This window comes from Arthrobacter sp. K4-10C (assembly GCF_059090085.1).
This window is the reverse complement of record NZ_JBNHFI010000009.1, coordinates 225,363-239,129: the sequence shown is the minus strand read 5'-3', so window position 1 is coordinate 239,129 and position 13,767 is coordinate 225,363. Positions and strand designations below refer to the sequence as shown.

Sequence of the window (13,767 nt, the reverse complement as noted above, 5' to 3'; positions counted from 1 at the left end):
CTGCCGGGGGATAACAGGCTCACCAGCTCCCCACGACGTGTATCCGTTCCCCAATTTGTATGGCGTTTGGAAGTAGCTCGGCCTGCCGGACGTTACAGGCATACCAGTTTTCCGCATGGGGAACGGGCTGTGGACAGCTGAACTATTAGCGGCAGTTCGCGGTGGCCTCGTTAGTACCAGGGAGCAGCAAGGAAATGCTAGTGGGCGGGTTCGAGGGCCAGTTTCACGCCGAAACCCACGAGGACGGTTCCGGTGATGCTGTCGATGATGCGGATGCTTCTGGCGCCTTTGAGCCAGCGGGCGGCGTAGCCCGTGCCGAAGATTAGCAACGTGAACCACACCATGGACAGCAGGCAGTGGACGCCGGCGAGCAGCACGCCCATCAGCAGGGGCGAGGTTCCTGCGGGGATGAACTGGGGAATGGTGGCGATATAAAAGACACCCACCTTGGGATTGAGCAGGTTTGTTCCGGTACCGGTAAGCCAGCCTTTGAACAGGTCATTTCTTCCCGAGGAGAGTTCAGTTGCTTCACCTGCCGGGGTGGCATGAACCTTGTATTTACGCAGGCTCTTCCACAGGAGAGACGCCCCCAACCACACCATGTAGGCCGCTCCAGCCAGTGTGAGAACACGGTAGGCCAACTCCGAAGCTGCCAGCAGCGCCGATACGCCCACGGCTGCGGCTACGCCCCAAATCATCGCGCCGGTGCTGATGCCCAGCGCCGTGGCGAAGGCGAAGCTTCGCGACTTGGAAATGGATGATCGCAGGACTAACGCCGTGTCCAGGCCGGGGACCAGTGTTAGAAGCCCGGCAACAAGCGCGAAGGAAAGAACAGCTGTCATGAGAGTCACCGTTCAAGGATAGGTGGCCAAAAGTGGAGCGTTCAAAAGGAGCCTGTTGCGACGATGGCTGGAAACCCGCCACGCGCCGCGTTTGTATTGCGTTTGAACGTAGCTCGGCCTGCCGGGCATGTGTACCGTCCACGCAAATTCCGCCCACGACGCCGTGACAAAGATTTGCACGCTGCCTCTCCTGGCCGGTGAAAACATATCGTCAGCCTTCGTCGTGCCGACTGTCGCTTCCTGCATCGACCTTGTGGTCCACTGCAGCCGGCAGCCGAACGGAAAGCGGGAGGTCACCGAAATCCTGTCCCTTGGGCGCCGCGTGGAAAACGGCATCATCGAATCATCCCTCGTTTTCGCCATGGCCGACGGAGTCCTGCAGCCGTGCGCCAACGCGATGCCGGCAGCGGAAAAATTCTCCCGGGCAGGCTACGACGTTGCCGCACTTCTGGATGCACGATGATCTCTGCCTTGTTAGGGGTGACCACAGGAACAGGGCTGTTCCTCATCTGGTGGTCGTTTTGGGAGTCCCCACAGCAGAGGCGGCGGGAGCGAAAACCGAGCAAGGCCGGCGATCTCCTGGCTGCTGCGGGCGTGGACAAGGTATCCGTCAGCGGCCTGCTGGGTACATGCCTGGGTCTCGGACTGTTCGTGGTCCTGGTCTTCTACGCAATCAGCGATTCCTGGCCCATCGCGGCATGCTTCGGACTTTTCGCCGGGTGGCTCCCAATTACCATCCTTCGTTGGCGTGCAAAAAAGAGGACGGCCATGCTGCGCCAGCTGTGGCCCGACGTCGTTGACCACCTGCGTTCCGCCATCCGGGCCGGGCTGCCGCTGCCCGAGGCTCTTATCCAGCTTGGCGACAAGGGCCCCGAAGAACTGCGGCCGGTATTCCGGGAGTTTGCCGCCGACTACCGTGCCGGCGGACAGTTTGACGGTTCGCTCAACAAACTCAAGTACAGGCTTGCCGATCCCGTCGCAGACCGCATCGTAGAAGCCCTGCGCCTGACACGCGAAGTGGGGGGATCGGACCTTGGCAAACTGCTGGGGACCCTGGCCGAGTTCCTGCGCGAGAGTGCGCGTACCCGCAGCGAACTGGAAGCCCGCCAGTCCTGGACCATCAACGCTGCGCGGCTGGCAGTGGCGGCGCCCTGGATCGTTATGATCCTCCTCGCCACCCGGCCCGAGGCCGTTCAGGCGTACAACACCCCGGTGGGTGCGGCGGTGCTGCTTGGCGGGCTCGTGGTTTCCTTGATCTGCTACTCCATCATGCTGAAGATAGGCGCGCTTCCCCAGGACGAGAGGGTGCTCCGGTGACTGTTGTCTCTCCTGCCGCCGTCGTCTGCGGTGCTGTCCTGGGCCTTGGCCTGTGGCTCGTCATCATCAGATCGCCGTACATGCGGGCAACGACCTTCACGGAGCGCATTGAGCCCCAGCTCAAGTCCCAAAATGTGGAGTCCCGCCTGCTGCACTCCGCCGAGCAGACACTGACGCCGTTCGGCCCGCTTGAAAGGATTCTGCGGCCCGTCATCCACGATGTCCTGACGGTCCTGGGCAGGTTGAATCCTTCGGCGGGGGCCACCGTCCGCAGGCTTGCCCAGGCGGGGATCACCAAGTCGCCAATCGACTTCAGGGCGGAACAGCTGCTCTGGGCTGCGGCGGGATTTGCAGTCGCATTGGGCCTGACGTTCGTGGGCGCTGCTGCGGGGAGCTTCAATCCGGTGTTCGCGGCCATGGTTGTCCTGGGCAGCGCCATAGCCGGCTTCGGGCTGCGGGACTATTGGCTGGGTGTCCAGGTCCGCCGGCGGGAGGCAAGGATGATGGCCGAATTCCCAAGCCTTGCAGAGCTGATGGCGCTTGCAGTCGGTGCAGGGGAGAGCGCTACCGGTGCCTTGGACAGGGTTTCCCGGAGCGCCAAGGGTGAGCTGGCCAAAGAGTTTTCCACGATCCTCGCAGAGACGAGAGCCGGCAAACCGCTGGTTCTCGCGCTGCAGGAGTTCTCCGCACGAACCGACCTGGCACCGCTGGTCAGGTTTGTGGACGGCATCATTGTCGCGGTGGAGCGTGGCACGCCTTTGGCGGATGTGCTCCGCGCCCAGGCACAGGATGTCCGTGACACTGCCAAGCGGGACCTGATGGAAGCCGCCGGCAAGAAAGAAATTGCCATGATGGTGCCGGTTGTCAAATGTTAGTGTTTCTTTGCATGAGCAGTACAGCGATCTACATTCGGCAGTCAGAAGACAAGAGCGGCCTTGAAGCGGCGGTGCAACGCCAGGAGTCATCCTGTCGGAAGTACGCCGAGGCGAAGGGCTGGGAAGACCCGGAAATCTACGCAGACAACTCCATTAGCGCGAGCACTGGTAGGCGCCGGCCTGCGTTCGAACAACTCGTAACCGACATAGAACGCGGAACTGTCACGAAGCTGGTCGTTTGGCACCTGGACCGACTCACCCGCAACATGCGCGACCTTACCCGCGTCATCGAAGCAGGTCAGACGCACCGAGCAAACATAGCCTGTGTTCACGGTGTCTCACTGGACCTTGGAGACCCTACCGGCGTGGCTGTAGCTCAAATCCTTACCGCTATCGCCTCAATGGAAGTCAAGCACAAGGGGAACCGTCAGAAGGCCGCTAACAGGCAGCGAGCCGAGGCAGGAGGGGCCTTCTGGAGTCGGCGCCCGTTCGGCTATGACCGTACCCCGAAGGGACTTGTCTTCACAGTAGAAGAGGAAGCCGCTGCTATTCGTTCTGGCGCTGATCAGATCCTTGCTGGCGTGACAGTCTCAAATGTTGCTAGGGAATGGAACGCGGCAGGACTTCGCACTACGGATGTCCGCCGGGACAAGGCAACAGGAGAAGTCACCAAGGACGGAGGGCTGTGGGGCGTTACCCAAGTTCGCCGGCTGCTGCTGAACCCTCGATACGCCGGCAAGCGCATCTATAACGGGGAGGACATGGGCGCGGGCGAGTGGGAACCAATACTTGATGTGGACACACACCAGCGACTAGAAGTTTTGCTCATGGATCCCAAGCGGCGCACCGCACCCGACGACCTCAACGCGAAGTATCTGCTCTCGGGTATCGTGAAGTGCCACAAATGCGGGGGACCGCTCTACGCGGCGCCGTACAGCAACAAGGGCCGCACAATCATGGTTTACCGGTGCTTGGCTAATTACTGCTTGCAGCGGCGCATGGAGCCCGTAGACGAGCTGGTAACCGACGTGCTGTTGACCAGGCTTGCCCGTCCTGACGCGTCGAAACTCTTTGTCAATTTGGGCAAGGTCGCAGAGTTGCGGGCATCCGCGACGGACCTGCGGGGCAGGCGTGACGCGCTGGCTTCGCTGCTTGCTGATGGGCTGCTGTCGCCCACTGCTGTTCGGGAGCAGGCAGCAAAGATCAGTAGGGAACTATCGGAGGTGGAAGCCGCCATGAGCGCCGCTGAGGGCATGAATCCTCTTGCCTCGGTAATCGGCTCGGAGAACGTCCCCGCGGCGTGGGAGGCCCTGTCCCTGACCGGTAAGAAGCAGGCTATCCGCTCGCTTATGGAAGTTACATTGCTGCCTGCGGGCAAGGGTGTCCGGTTTGACCCTGACCACGTCCGCATTGAGTGGAAACAGGTCTAATCGGACTGTAGCCAATTCGTTACAAACTTTTTTGTGGGCCTCTAACGCGCTCTTAGCGTCTCTCACTGTCTGTTAATGGCTGTTCTGGACTGAGACGGGGCATAGTACACAGGCTATCCACAGTCGTGCAAGGGGAGGGGTCTGTTAATCGTCAGGGCCGTGTGAGAACCTATTAGTGGGAAGCAAAGAAGCGTTAAGCACATAAAGCCGCCACCCCATGCGACGGAGTGGCAGCCGGTGCTACGTGAACCTCTCCCATGTCAACTCACCCTTTTATAGGGCTAGGTACTCACCAAGGAGTTTTTTTGGCTCACGCTTATCCAGACCCGAGTTCATTCGGGCTAGACACTGGAACTCTACCGTCCTCGGACAAAGCGCGTCAAGCCGCTGAGAAACGCGCCGCATACGTCGCCCGCGTAGTAGCCGAAGCACCGCCCCTGACCGCAGAGCAGATAGACCGCCTCGCCGGGATCTTCTCACCCGCAGTAGAACGCACGAACGCCACCCCCTCGGTTTCGACAGGACAATATCAGTCCTGGGAACTGAAGCGATACGAGGACGCAGGCAAGCACGGCTACTACGGCGACGGGGTGGCCGCGTGACGATGACCCCCGAAGAGTGGGAACGCCTCGAAATCGCAAAGCATGAATCGGAAATTTCCGGGGCTCAGTCTGAACCGACCGTAAACCCTGCACTCAAGCTACGGCGACTCAGCGAAATGAAAACCCCGCCGCCAACCAAATGGCTAGGCCGCGGCTGGCTGCCCCAAGGCGAAATAGCCGTCCTAGTAGGCGAAGAGGGTATTGGAAAGTCACTGTTTTGGGTTCTCCTAGCGGCCCACATCACCACAGGCCGCGCATACGCAGCAGTCAACATGCCAAAGCGTAAGCCGGCAGACGTAGTAGTGATCGTGACTGAAGACTCGGCAGGGGAAGTGCTCGCCCGCCTAAAGCTGGCAGGCGCCGACATCGACCGCGTATTCATGTTTTGCGCAGAGGATGACGGCAGCGGCAACCCGGTATTCGGGAACGCCATGAACGGCGACATGCTCACCCTGGATGCCATGCTCGCACAGGAGGGCATAGAGCCCGCCCTAGTGGTAGTAGATGCCTGGGTGGACACCGTATCGGGCAGCCTTACGCTAAAGGACTCGCAGCAGGCCCGGCAGGCTATGCACCCCTGGAAGATCCTGGCGCAGCGCCATAACGTCGCGGTCTTGCTACTAACCCACACAAATCGGTTGAACACCGCGAACACCCGCGATCTGATGGGCTCTACCGCCGTCCTGCGGCAGAAGGCTCGAATGGTTCTCTTTGCAGCTCGTGCCCGGACTGACAAGGAATCCAGCGTCCAGCATCTATGGGTTGGCCCGGACAAATCTAACGTCACCGGAATAGCCAACGCCCTGAAATTCAACGTGACAGTAGAGCAGGTCAGGGAGTTGTCAGACGACGACCCAGGCACCACAGCCCACCTAACGGCACCATCTGATGCCTGCATGACGATTCGGGACCTTATCGGGGAATGGAAGCGCGAAGAGATCGAAGCGGAGCGGAAGCCCACGAAAAAGGATTCCGTCCGTGAAGAACTCGTTGGCTATGTCACCTCACGCGGGGGGACTGTTCCCAGCAAGGAACTTACGGCACACCTCGAAGGTCTCGGCTTCGGTAAAAGCAGCATCGAACAGGCCAAAAAGGAATGCGGACACACCAGCAAGTCAGGATTCGGCGGGGCCTGGGTATTCACCCTCCCCGGCCAATTCACTAACCAAGTCACTACTGAACCCATGACCAATGGGATCAGTGAGATTAGTGCCTTTAGTGAGAATGACGCTAATAGTGCCGTCGAAGATCCTATTCTCCCTAATCCCACTAACTCCCTGAGTAGTAGTGAGTTGGGTAGTGAGTTGACTTGCCCCCTTCACCCCACACCGAAACCGAACGTTTGCTTTACGTGCGACCAGCTAAGGACCGCAGCATGACCGACAACCAGCCTTCCCACTATTCCGAATGGCGCCGCCTCGCCAACCTGCGGCAGGGAATTATTCACCGGCTAGACAGGAAAGTTGCTCGGCTTGAATCGGAGCTAGCGACAGTCAGCGTCTCCCTGGCAGCGGCTAACGCACGGCTCGCACTATATGACGCACGGGAGGCGGCGTGAAGCTCACCAGGGCCGATCTAGAGAAGCTGTGTGACGCCCTGACAGCCAAAGCCCTACACGAGCAGCTACAGCGCCGCAAATGGGAGCAGAGGGCCATAGAAGCGGAATCACGTCTAGCGATCTACGAGCCCAACGCATGACCCGCAGCGCAGAGAGTTACGAGTCAGAGGTTCGGTACTGGCGGGACATGGCCTACCGACTACACCAGCAACTACAAGCATTCAACAACGTCCCCGAGGTCCACACAGACCGCGGACTGCACCCCGACCCAACAGGCAACAGAGCAAGCGCACGAATAGACAGACAACGACGAAAGAAAAGGAACTGACATGGCTTACGACCCTTATACCGAGCACGTCACTGATGACTGGACCTTCGCCAGCCAAGTCGCGCTGTGGCGGGAACGAGCCCTGCACCAGGCGCAACGGGCCGAGTTCTACAAACGCCTGTCCGAAGCCGAAAAGAGCGGCACCACCGTGAACCCCCCAGACAAGGAACCCGCCCTGTGAACGACTCCTGCCAAAACCTGATCCCCGCCGCTAAACAGCCCTGCGTTGAATGCCCGTTCACCAAGAGCAACGCCGACACACCAGACCCGCACGACATCTACACCAAAGACAACTTCGAACGCGTATGGGCCGCTGTCTCCCGCGAAAACCTCAAGCTCCCGTGCCACCTGTTCGACAGCCCCGACAGGACCGGCTTTGATGACCGCAGCAAAGACATGGGACTCCGCACCCCCGTTGACCTCGGCAAACCCAAGGAATGCGCGGGCGTGGTCGGCATGATCCACAGGGAAGTACGCATTGCTGCCGGATACCCGGAATGGGAAACCTACATTGCGGACAGGCCCACAGGCCTACAGCGTGACGCCTACGAAACCGCCCTCGCACGCCTCGCAGGCGTAGGGGCGCCACTCACTGAACCAGCCAAACCGGAAGAACTTCTAGACCCTGCCGAGCGCATAGACCAACAGTCGTTCACTTGGCGCATCGGCGACGCCGGCACAACCGCGCTGCTAAGCGCCGCGCAGGAAGTCCTTGACAGCATAAACACCTCATCGTCTGCCTGCGACTGCCCAGTATGCATCAGCCACGAAAGCGTGCACGCGCCCGCCGAACTGGTAACCGCGACGGGGGACACCGTGACTGTAGACGCCGCCCTGCACCCGCTCTTGGCGATACTGGCAGATGGCGGGATCGCAACCACGTCGTCCTGCGAAAACCTGCACGCGGCAATGGAACAACTCTGGCCCGAACAGATACCTGTACTCCTGGCTGAAGAGGATCCCCGAACCATCAGCTACGCCCCGGCGCTACGCCGGAAGGAAGCAGTGGTCAGGTTCGAGAACCGGAACGACGCGGCCCGGAAGTTCATCAGCATCATCCGGCAGGTCGCAGGGATCCACCTCAGCGACGGCACGACACAGGCGCAAATCACGTTCCCCATGCACATGATCCCCGTTCTCCTGGTCCTGGCGCGGAGGGTCCTGTGAATGTAACTGTCCGCCCAGCGGAGGAGAAGGACTTCCCGGCCATCGCCCGGCTACTCACAAGCGCTTTCGCTCTCGCTGGAACGGACCTTACGGAAACAACGGAATCCGTGCGTCACCGTTCGCGCAACGCGCTAGTGATTGTTGCGGAGTTCCTGGGCATTCCCGCGGGAACAATGACCGTCGCTTCCGCGGGAACACCATACGGGCCCACCGCCAGCAAAGGACAGATGGAAGTCACACGCCTCGCAGTAGACCCCATGCTCCAGGGGCGGGGAATAGCGGCGGCAATGCTGGCGCAGGTCATTGCGTCCTGCCGGCGGCAAGGCGTGGAAGCTCTGGTCGGCGTGACCCTACCTAGCTTTACAACCGCCCACCGTCTCTACGAGGCAGTAGGCGCGCAACCCGTACCAATCCCCGGAACCAAAGCACGCAGCTACACGCTTCACCTCACCAAACCAGAAGGAAAGAACTGAATGTTTGTCAGCAGGCCAACACATTACGCAAGGAACATCGCAGACGGTGAAAGCCTCGGCACCCGGGCAGCGTTCCTCCGCGGACCAGACGGCGAAGAACCGGGCGTCCCAATCCTGACAGGGAACATGCCACGGTTTGTTCTCCGCGAGGACCATGCCATCGCCTTGTGTAACGCCATCATCGACTCACTGGATGAGCGCCGGAGACGGGGCGCCTAGCAGTGGCAAATGTCCCTCGCCCGCCGGAGTCGTACATCCACGGCGTCACGGCCCCGATTGTCATTGTCCCCGCCCGTGTGGCGACCTGGCTTGAACGGTACGCGGGCCTGAATGATCTGCGGATCCGTGCCCGCGGAAACGACCCGGAAGTAGACAGCGTCCTACAAGCCATGCACCGTGCGGCACTTCACTGGCGCACTACCGTAACCGGAAGCGACCATGCGCCGGCACCCGAAGAACCCGCACAATCAAAGTGGATGGGGACAACGGAAGCCGCTGAAATGCTCGGCATCACAGACCGCGCCGTGCGCCTAGCCATCACCCAAAAACGCCTACACGCCACCAACCTTCACGGCAGGTGGCGCATCACCCCCGAAGACATCGAACACTTTAAGGCCGCGAAAGCGGCGTAGGAGAAACCATCATGCCCCGCGTACAGACCGGTAACACCCCGCAGCAGGAAAGGGCTCTCAAACTGAGGGCCGATTACCAGCGCCTTGTGGATGACATCCGCAACAACCGCACCCTCTCAGAGCACGGCAAACGCAAAGAACTCGCCATCCTCTACATCGACTACAAGCCCCGCATGGAAGCCCTGGAAGAGGAGGAGAACAGCGCAAAGGAGACCCGTGCTAAGGCCCTCCGCCGCGACCTGTTCGGCCTCTCAGGCTTCGCCGACCCGCACGCCGCCATCTCTTACCGCGATGCGCAGGACAGGGCCGCGAACATTCAGGACGAGGACGCCGCCATGTCGCTGCTGAGCAGGGCTGAAATCTCCGGAGACACATCCCTCGCCAAAGCCGTCGCAGCACGGGCGTTCGAGGCGGGCTGGAACCGTGTCATCAACACCTACGCGGACGGCAACCCCGCGTCGGAGGCGAAGTTCAACGAACTCATCGACATCGAAAACTACGGCAGAGGATCCGCCGGCCTCGCCCAGATCCTCGGGCAAGCCATGACGTACAGCGTGGACAAGCCCAGCGAACTATCGGGGTACAGCATGGACACTCAGATCGTGGACCTCGCCAACAGCGCAGACTAACCAAAGGAAAAAGAACTATGACTTTCAGCGAAACACCCGAAGGCCGCCTGGCTGAACAGATCCAGGAAAACTTTCACAACGAGCTCGAACGCATCCGATCCGACAAGCACCTCACTCCCGAGGGGAAGAAGGAGCAGATCGCCGCGCAGTACAACAGCGCTTCCACCGCCCTTGATGAGATCAAGAACAACGTCACAGCGGGCAAGGACATCAGGGTCAACGCGCTTCGGCGTGACCTGTTCGGAAGCACAACCACCCCCGACGCTCAGACCGCTATCAGCTTCCGTGACGCACAAGACCGCGTCGGTTCCCTCGGACAGTTCGACCAGGAGAAGGCACTTAAGCTCCTAGACCAGGCCGAAATATCCGGCGACACGGTGATGGTCAAAGCGCTCATGCAGCGGGCAATTGAACATTCTTGGGATCAGGTAGCCAACAGCTACGCGGAGAAGCACCCCTTCTACGGCGACAAGCTGAAAGAACTCCTGTCCCTTCAGACGCCGAAGGGGATCTTCACGAACCGGGACTCGTGGGAGCGCGGCGTCTCCCTCAACATCCAGAAGCCAGAAGAACTCGGGTTCGGGTAGACGACTCGCGGAACTCCTCCCCTTGGCCTGTGAAAGACCAGGGGGAGGACCCGGTGCGCCTCAAAAATAAACCCCGCTGGGTCTAGGCAGCCTCTCCCTCCGGCATTTTTCCCAAACCGTGTTTAGTGCCTGAAGACGCCTTGGCCGAAAGATGCAGCAGTGGCTGGGGGTCAGAGTTATCAAAACCAAGGGTAAAAGGGACGACAAAAGGGATTTTTACTATCGTCCGGTGGTGAGAAACCATCGGGCCATTTGGTGGAAAAGTCGGAGCAAGGTGATTCGTCTGTGCCGCTCGGAATTTTAGCGGAAGAAAGATTGGCCTCTTTAAGGTTTGCTCCTTGAAGATACGCTTTTCGCAAATCTGCGCCAGACAAATCGGCTTTTTGGAGATTAGCTCCGCGAAAGTCAGTGTAGGTAAGGATCGCGTCAACAAGTCTCGTCTCCTGAAGATCACCATTACGTAGGTTGACAAGGCTAAGGTCGGCTTTTTCCATTTTGGCATGAGACACGGTGCTTCCAGCTAAGTCAGCGTCGAATAACTTAGCTCCGGTCAAATCCGACACCGCCAGCATAGAATCCCTGAGATTCGAATTAGATAGGTCCGCCCCTGCCATGCGGAGGCCAATTAGGTTCTGCCCCTGCAAATCCATGTTTCTGAAAGGTCTGTTAGTCGTCTCAGTGGAGGATCTTTCACGGACAAAGGTTAGATTAGCCAGCCTGGCTTCACGCTCCGACCTGCGGTCGTCAAAGTACACCGTGCCTGCCAAGGACAAGACGGCGACAACCGTTCCCGAAATTAGGCCGACCGCCAGATCATGACGCGAGGCCAGCCAAGACCACTTCGATTCAGATACGTCTTTCGCGGTCTGGTCTTTAGATGACCCGTTCGACGTCCTTGATCTGCCCACTTCCATCATTCGAGATTACGACAACTGAATAGCACTAACTGACCACAGCCCGCTTATGGCGGGTTTTTTCATACCCAAAACCAGACAAGAGGAGCCATCTTTGGCTATCGAAACAACCCCGCTCGGGTTCAAGAAACCGGACGGCAACGAATCCATCCGTAACGGCAACGACATCATTTCGGACAACGCCCAGAAGTCCCAGGAGCTACTGACCAACGCGCTGAACCGGATTGGCACCGCTGAGGCAAACATCAACGCCGGCAGCGGCAACGGGCCTGGCCTAGTCGAGGATCCACTGAACCCCGGAACCTATTTCATCGCCTCGGGCTCGCCCATCATCGAAGACCCTACTGACCCCGGCTTCTACCTGATTGGAACCAACTAAATGGCCTACCGCATCGTCTCCGTAGACGACTCCTACAACCTCCCTGACAAGGTCAACATCCGGGACGTGAACCTTCCGGACAACCTTCAGTCTGCGGCACTTTCTGCAACTTATGCCACACCGGCCGCGGTAACGGCTGCAGTCTCACCGGTGGCGGCCACGGCGGCAGCAAAGCTGGACAAGCACGAGGTGAAGCTGCGGCGCTGGTACGCCCGTCTCGGCTGGCGCGAGAGCGCCCCTGCACGCATTCTTGTGTGCGGAGACAGCATCACCGAAGGAACCGGCGCAGGCACCATTACCCGCCGCTGGCAGACACTGCTCCAGACGCGGCTACGGGCAGCCACGAACCAGAACTTCGGCGCCCTCTTCCCCTTCATACCCGCTAACCCGGCAACCACCACGACCGGGCACCCCATAGTCCGCAGCGGAACGTGGACCGCCATCAGCAAGGGGTTGGCCTTCCGTGGTGTCTCGCTGGGCGCAGACGGCAAGGTGACCTTCACGTTCACCGGAACCCGCGCCAAGGTCCAGTTCGTCTCACTCGTAGACGCAGCCTCGGTAGGCGGCGTAAAGGTGGACGGCGGCTCCATCGTTGCCGTCCCTATCGCCATGACAGCATCCGGCGAGACCGCCGTAATGTACGACACCGGCAACCTCACCGCGGGCGTCCACACCGTGGAAGTCACCCGCGACGCCAGCAGCACTACCAACCCCGTGCTGTCCGGGCTTGCCACCTGGGACGGTGACGAAGGCAAAGGCATTGATGTAATCGACTCTGCAAAGCACGGGACCACGGCAAGCGTCTTCGCCAACCCCGGACTCGCACGCCTGCAAGCACGATGCGCCATGGCTATCGGCTCCTACGGACTCGCCATCCTCGGCTACGGCACCAACGATTTCTCCGCCGGGCAGACGCCAGCGCAGTTCAAGGCCAACACCAACATCCTGATTGGCGAGCTACGATCCAACGGATTCACTGGCTCAATTATTCTCATGCTGCCCTACCTCGGGCAGGGCAGGGACGCAGCCGCCTGGGACGCCTACGGCGCAGCGCTAAGGGAGATCGCGGACGGGGACACGGACATCCTCTTCTTTGACCTCACCGAGAAAATGCCAGACGTGCCCAACCCGCACAACTCGACGGCAGCAATGAGCCTCTACGCGGATACGCTTCACCCGGCAGACGCGGGCCACGGCTACATAGCAGACATGCTGCTCTCGCTCATCATGCCGCGATAGCCACCATGCATCAGCAAGAACACAACGGTAAAGCTTGCCCGATGCCCCCTGGGATAGTCCTAAGTGATGGCCCCTATAAGGTCTACGGTCCCCACCGGGACGGAGGCTACAACGTTTCTTGGGAGTCGCAGTGGTTATCTGGCGTGCACGGAAAGACGCCGGAAGAGGCCCTTGAACTGGGGCGCGCCGAAGTCGCAAAGGGCTAAATACAAGTTACGATTCCAGGTCGCCGGCGTCCACCATACGTTGGATGAAGTCTGACCCAGCATCAGTGGGAACAAGGCCTACGTTTGGCACAATACCGTTGATTTGAGTGACGGAGCCACCGTCATCTATCGGCATCGTAGTAAAGAGTCCGTCCTCCAAGAGGTTGGAGAAAAGAATCATCATTCCCGGATGGATGGCGTATCTGTAGTCGCCCGGCCTCATGCCCTGAGCAGCTATTCGGGCCCAGAACTGAAGGACTTGATTTTCCATCTGGGTGTAGCGATGTGATAGCAGGCTCAGATTCCGCTTGAAATGCAGGATCGATTGCTTGGGGATGTCCTTGACGTAATCGAACCGAGTATGGCACGTGGAGCAGAGGCAAATCATATTTTCGAAGGTGTGTTCTTTAACCTTTGCCCAGGGCTCAATGTGCGCCAGCTCAAGGCCCACAGTCTGGCCGCATCCGGGGATCGCGCATCTGTACCCTGCTTCTTCCTTAAGTCGTCGTTGTAGAGGAAGCGGCACGGCGGGACGGTCATCAGACATGAAGAGATGCTACTTGAAAATGCTTGGCACCCTGCTTGTTAG

Annotated in this window: 17 protein-coding genes and 1 pseudogene; 15 read left to right on the top strand and 3 right to left on the bottom strand. The window is 59.7% G+C overall.

Going from position 1 to position 13,767, the window contains the following annotated elements:
* Positions 1–197: 197 nt before the first annotated feature.
* Positions 198–842: a LysE family translocator gene (locus AC5RUU_RS14585; RefSeq protein WP_493975929.1), complete on the bottom strand. Its 645-nt coding sequence runs from the start codon at positions 840–842 to the stop codon at positions 198–200.
* A gap of 115 nt (positions 843–957) precedes the next feature.
* Here AC5RUU_RS14585 and AC5RUU_RS14580 point away from each other — a divergent pair.
* From AC5RUU_RS14580 to AC5RUU_RS14520, 13 genes and pseudogenes are all read left to right on the top strand, one after another.
* Positions 958–1,305, top strand: a pseudogene (locus tag AC5RUU_RS14580) (CpaF family protein); the annotation flags it as partial.
* Positions 1,302–2,159 (top strand): type II secretion system F family protein, encoded by an 858-nt coding sequence (locus tag AC5RUU_RS14575; protein ID WP_493975905.1) that lies wholly within the window; start codon positions 1,302–1,304, stop codon positions 2,157–2,159. The pseudogene AC5RUU_RS14580 and the gene AC5RUU_RS14575, both read left to right, overlap by 4 nt.
* The gene (locus AC5RUU_RS14570) at positions 2,156–3,034 is read left to right on the top strand and encodes a type II secretion system F family protein (RefSeq protein ID WP_493975904.1); all 879 of its coding nucleotides are present in this window, start codon (positions 2,156–2,158) and stop codon (positions 3,032–3,034) included. Before AC5RUU_RS14575 ends, AC5RUU_RS14570 begins: the two co-directional genes overlap by 4 nt.
* A gap of 11 nt (positions 3,035–3,045) precedes the next feature.
* Complete coding sequence (locus AC5RUU_RS14565) at positions 3,046–4,464, top strand: recombinase family protein (RefSeq protein ID WP_493975903.1); 1,419 nt, start codon at positions 3,046–3,048, stop codon at positions 4,462–4,464.
* Positions 4,465–5,068: 604 nt separating this feature from the next.
* Positions 5,069–6,445, top strand: a complete 1,377-nt coding sequence (locus tag AC5RUU_RS14560; RefSeq protein ID WP_493975928.1) for an AAA family ATPase — start codon at positions 5,069–5,071, stop codon at positions 6,443–6,445.
* Positions 6,442–6,624, top strand: a complete 183-nt coding sequence (locus AC5RUU_RS14555) for a hypothetical protein (protein ID WP_493975902.1) — start codon at positions 6,442–6,444, stop codon at positions 6,622–6,624. Before AC5RUU_RS14560 ends, AC5RUU_RS14555 begins: the two co-directional genes overlap by 4 nt.
* Before the next feature lie 329 nt (positions 6,625–6,953).
* A complete protein-coding gene (locus tag AC5RUU_RS14550; RefSeq protein ID WP_493975901.1) occupies positions 6,954–7,133 on the top strand; it encodes a hypothetical protein in 180 nt (59 codons plus the stop codon).
* Entirely contained in the window at positions 7,130–8,119 is a 990-nt protein-coding gene (locus AC5RUU_RS14545) for a hypothetical protein (RefSeq protein ID WP_493975900.1), read from the top strand. The genes AC5RUU_RS14550 and AC5RUU_RS14545 overlap by 4 nt, the downstream gene beginning before the upstream one ends.
* Positions 8,116–8,592, top strand: coding sequence for a GNAT family N-acetyltransferase (locus AC5RUU_RS14540; protein ID WP_493975899.1), 477 nt, complete (start codon positions 8,116–8,118; stop codon positions 8,590–8,592). The genes AC5RUU_RS14545 and AC5RUU_RS14540 overlap by 4 nt, the downstream gene beginning before the upstream one ends.
* Positions 8,593–8,811 (top strand): hypothetical protein, encoded by a 219-nt coding sequence (locus AC5RUU_RS14535; protein ID WP_493975898.1) that lies wholly within the window; start codon positions 8,593–8,595, stop codon positions 8,809–8,811.
* A gap of 2 nt (positions 8,812–8,813) precedes the next feature.
* Complete coding sequence (locus tag AC5RUU_RS14530; RefSeq protein ID WP_493975897.1) at positions 8,814–9,224, top strand: helix-turn-helix domain-containing protein; 411 nt, start codon at positions 8,814–8,816, stop codon at positions 9,222–9,224.
* A gap of 11 nt (positions 9,225–9,235) precedes the next feature.
* Positions 9,236–9,853, top strand: coding sequence for a hypothetical protein (locus AC5RUU_RS14525; protein WP_493975896.1), 618 nt, complete (start codon positions 9,236–9,238; stop codon positions 9,851–9,853).
* Between the two features lie 17 nt (positions 9,854–9,870).
* On the top strand, positions 9,871–10,440 hold the full coding sequence (locus AC5RUU_RS14520; RefSeq protein ID WP_493975895.1) for a hypothetical protein: 570 nt from the start codon (positions 9,871–9,873) through the stop codon (positions 10,438–10,440).
* A 179-nt stretch (positions 10,441–10,619) separates the two neighbouring features.
* Here the strand turns inward: AC5RUU_RS14520 and AC5RUU_RS14515 are convergent, their stop codons facing one another.
* On the bottom strand, positions 10,620–11,090 hold the full coding sequence (locus AC5RUU_RS14515) for a pentapeptide repeat-containing protein (RefSeq protein WP_493975894.1): 471 nt from the start codon (positions 11,088–11,090) through the stop codon (positions 10,620–10,622).
* A 358-nt stretch (positions 11,091–11,448) separates the two neighbouring features.
* Here AC5RUU_RS14515 and AC5RUU_RS14510 point away from each other — a divergent pair, with 358 nt between their 5' ends.
* Both AC5RUU_RS14510 and AC5RUU_RS14505 read left to right on the top strand, forming a co-directional pair.
* Complete coding sequence (locus AC5RUU_RS14510; RefSeq protein WP_493975893.1) at positions 11,449–11,733, top strand: hypothetical protein; 285 nt, start codon at positions 11,449–11,451, stop codon at positions 11,731–11,733.
* On the top strand, positions 11,734–12,972 hold the full coding sequence (locus AC5RUU_RS14505; protein ID WP_493975892.1) for an SGNH/GDSL hydrolase family protein: 1,239 nt from the start codon (positions 11,734–11,736) through the stop codon (positions 12,970–12,972). It abuts the gene before it with no gap.
* A 213-nt stretch (positions 12,973–13,185) separates the two neighbouring features.
* On the opposite strand, the gene AC5RUU_RS14500 is transcribed toward AC5RUU_RS14505, so the two are convergent.
* Positions 13,186–13,725 carry an HNH endonuclease gene (locus AC5RUU_RS14500; RefSeq protein ID WP_493975891.1) on the bottom strand — a complete coding sequence of 180 codons (540 nt, stop codon included), beginning with the start codon at positions 13,723–13,725 and terminating at the stop codon, positions 13,186–13,188.
* Between the last annotated feature and the right edge of the window lie 42 nt (positions 13,726–13,767).

Coding starts and splice junctions, on each gene's coding strand:
- AC5RUU_RS14515 (WP_493975894.1), bottom strand. CDS start 11,090: ATGGATTTGCAGGGGCAGAACCTAATTGGCCTCCGCATGGCAGGGGCG.
- AC5RUU_RS14500 (WP_493975891.1), bottom strand. CDS start 13,725: ATGTCTGATGACCGTCCCGCCGTGCCGCTTCCTCTACAACGACGACTT.
- AC5RUU_RS14555 (WP_493975902.1), top strand. CDS start 6,442: ATGACCGACAACCAGCCTTCCCACTATTCCGAATGGCGCCGCCTCGCC.
- AC5RUU_RS14535 (WP_493975898.1), top strand. CDS start 8,593: ATGTTTGTCAGCAGGCCAACACATTACGCAAGGAACATCGCAGACGGT.
- AC5RUU_RS14560 (WP_493975928.1), top strand. CDS start 5,069: ATGACCCCCGAAGAGTGGGAACGCCTCGAAATCGCAAAGCATGAATCG.
- AC5RUU_RS14565 (WP_493975903.1), top strand. CDS start 3,046: ATGAGCAGTACAGCGATCTACATTCGGCAGTCAGAAGACAAGAGCGGC.
- AC5RUU_RS14520 (WP_493975895.1), top strand. CDS start 9,871: ATGACTTTCAGCGAAACACCCGAAGGCCGCCTGGCTGAACAGATCCAG.
- AC5RUU_RS14505 (WP_493975892.1), top strand. CDS start 11,734: ATGGCCTACCGCATCGTCTCCGTAGACGACTCCTACAACCTCCCTGAC.
- AC5RUU_RS14525 (WP_493975896.1), top strand. CDS start 9,236: ATGCCCCGCGTACAGACCGGTAACACCCCGCAGCAGGAAAGGGCTCTC.
- AC5RUU_RS14585 (WP_493975929.1), bottom strand. CDS start 842: ATGACAGCTGTTCTTTCCTTCGCGCTTGTTGCCGGGCTTCTAACACTG.
- AC5RUU_RS14550 (WP_493975901.1), top strand. CDS start 6,954: ATGGCTTACGACCCTTATACCGAGCACGTCACTGATGACTGGACCTTC.
- AC5RUU_RS14575 (WP_493975905.1), top strand. CDS start 1,302: ATGATCTCTGCCTTGTTAGGGGTGACCACAGGAACAGGGCTGTTCCTC.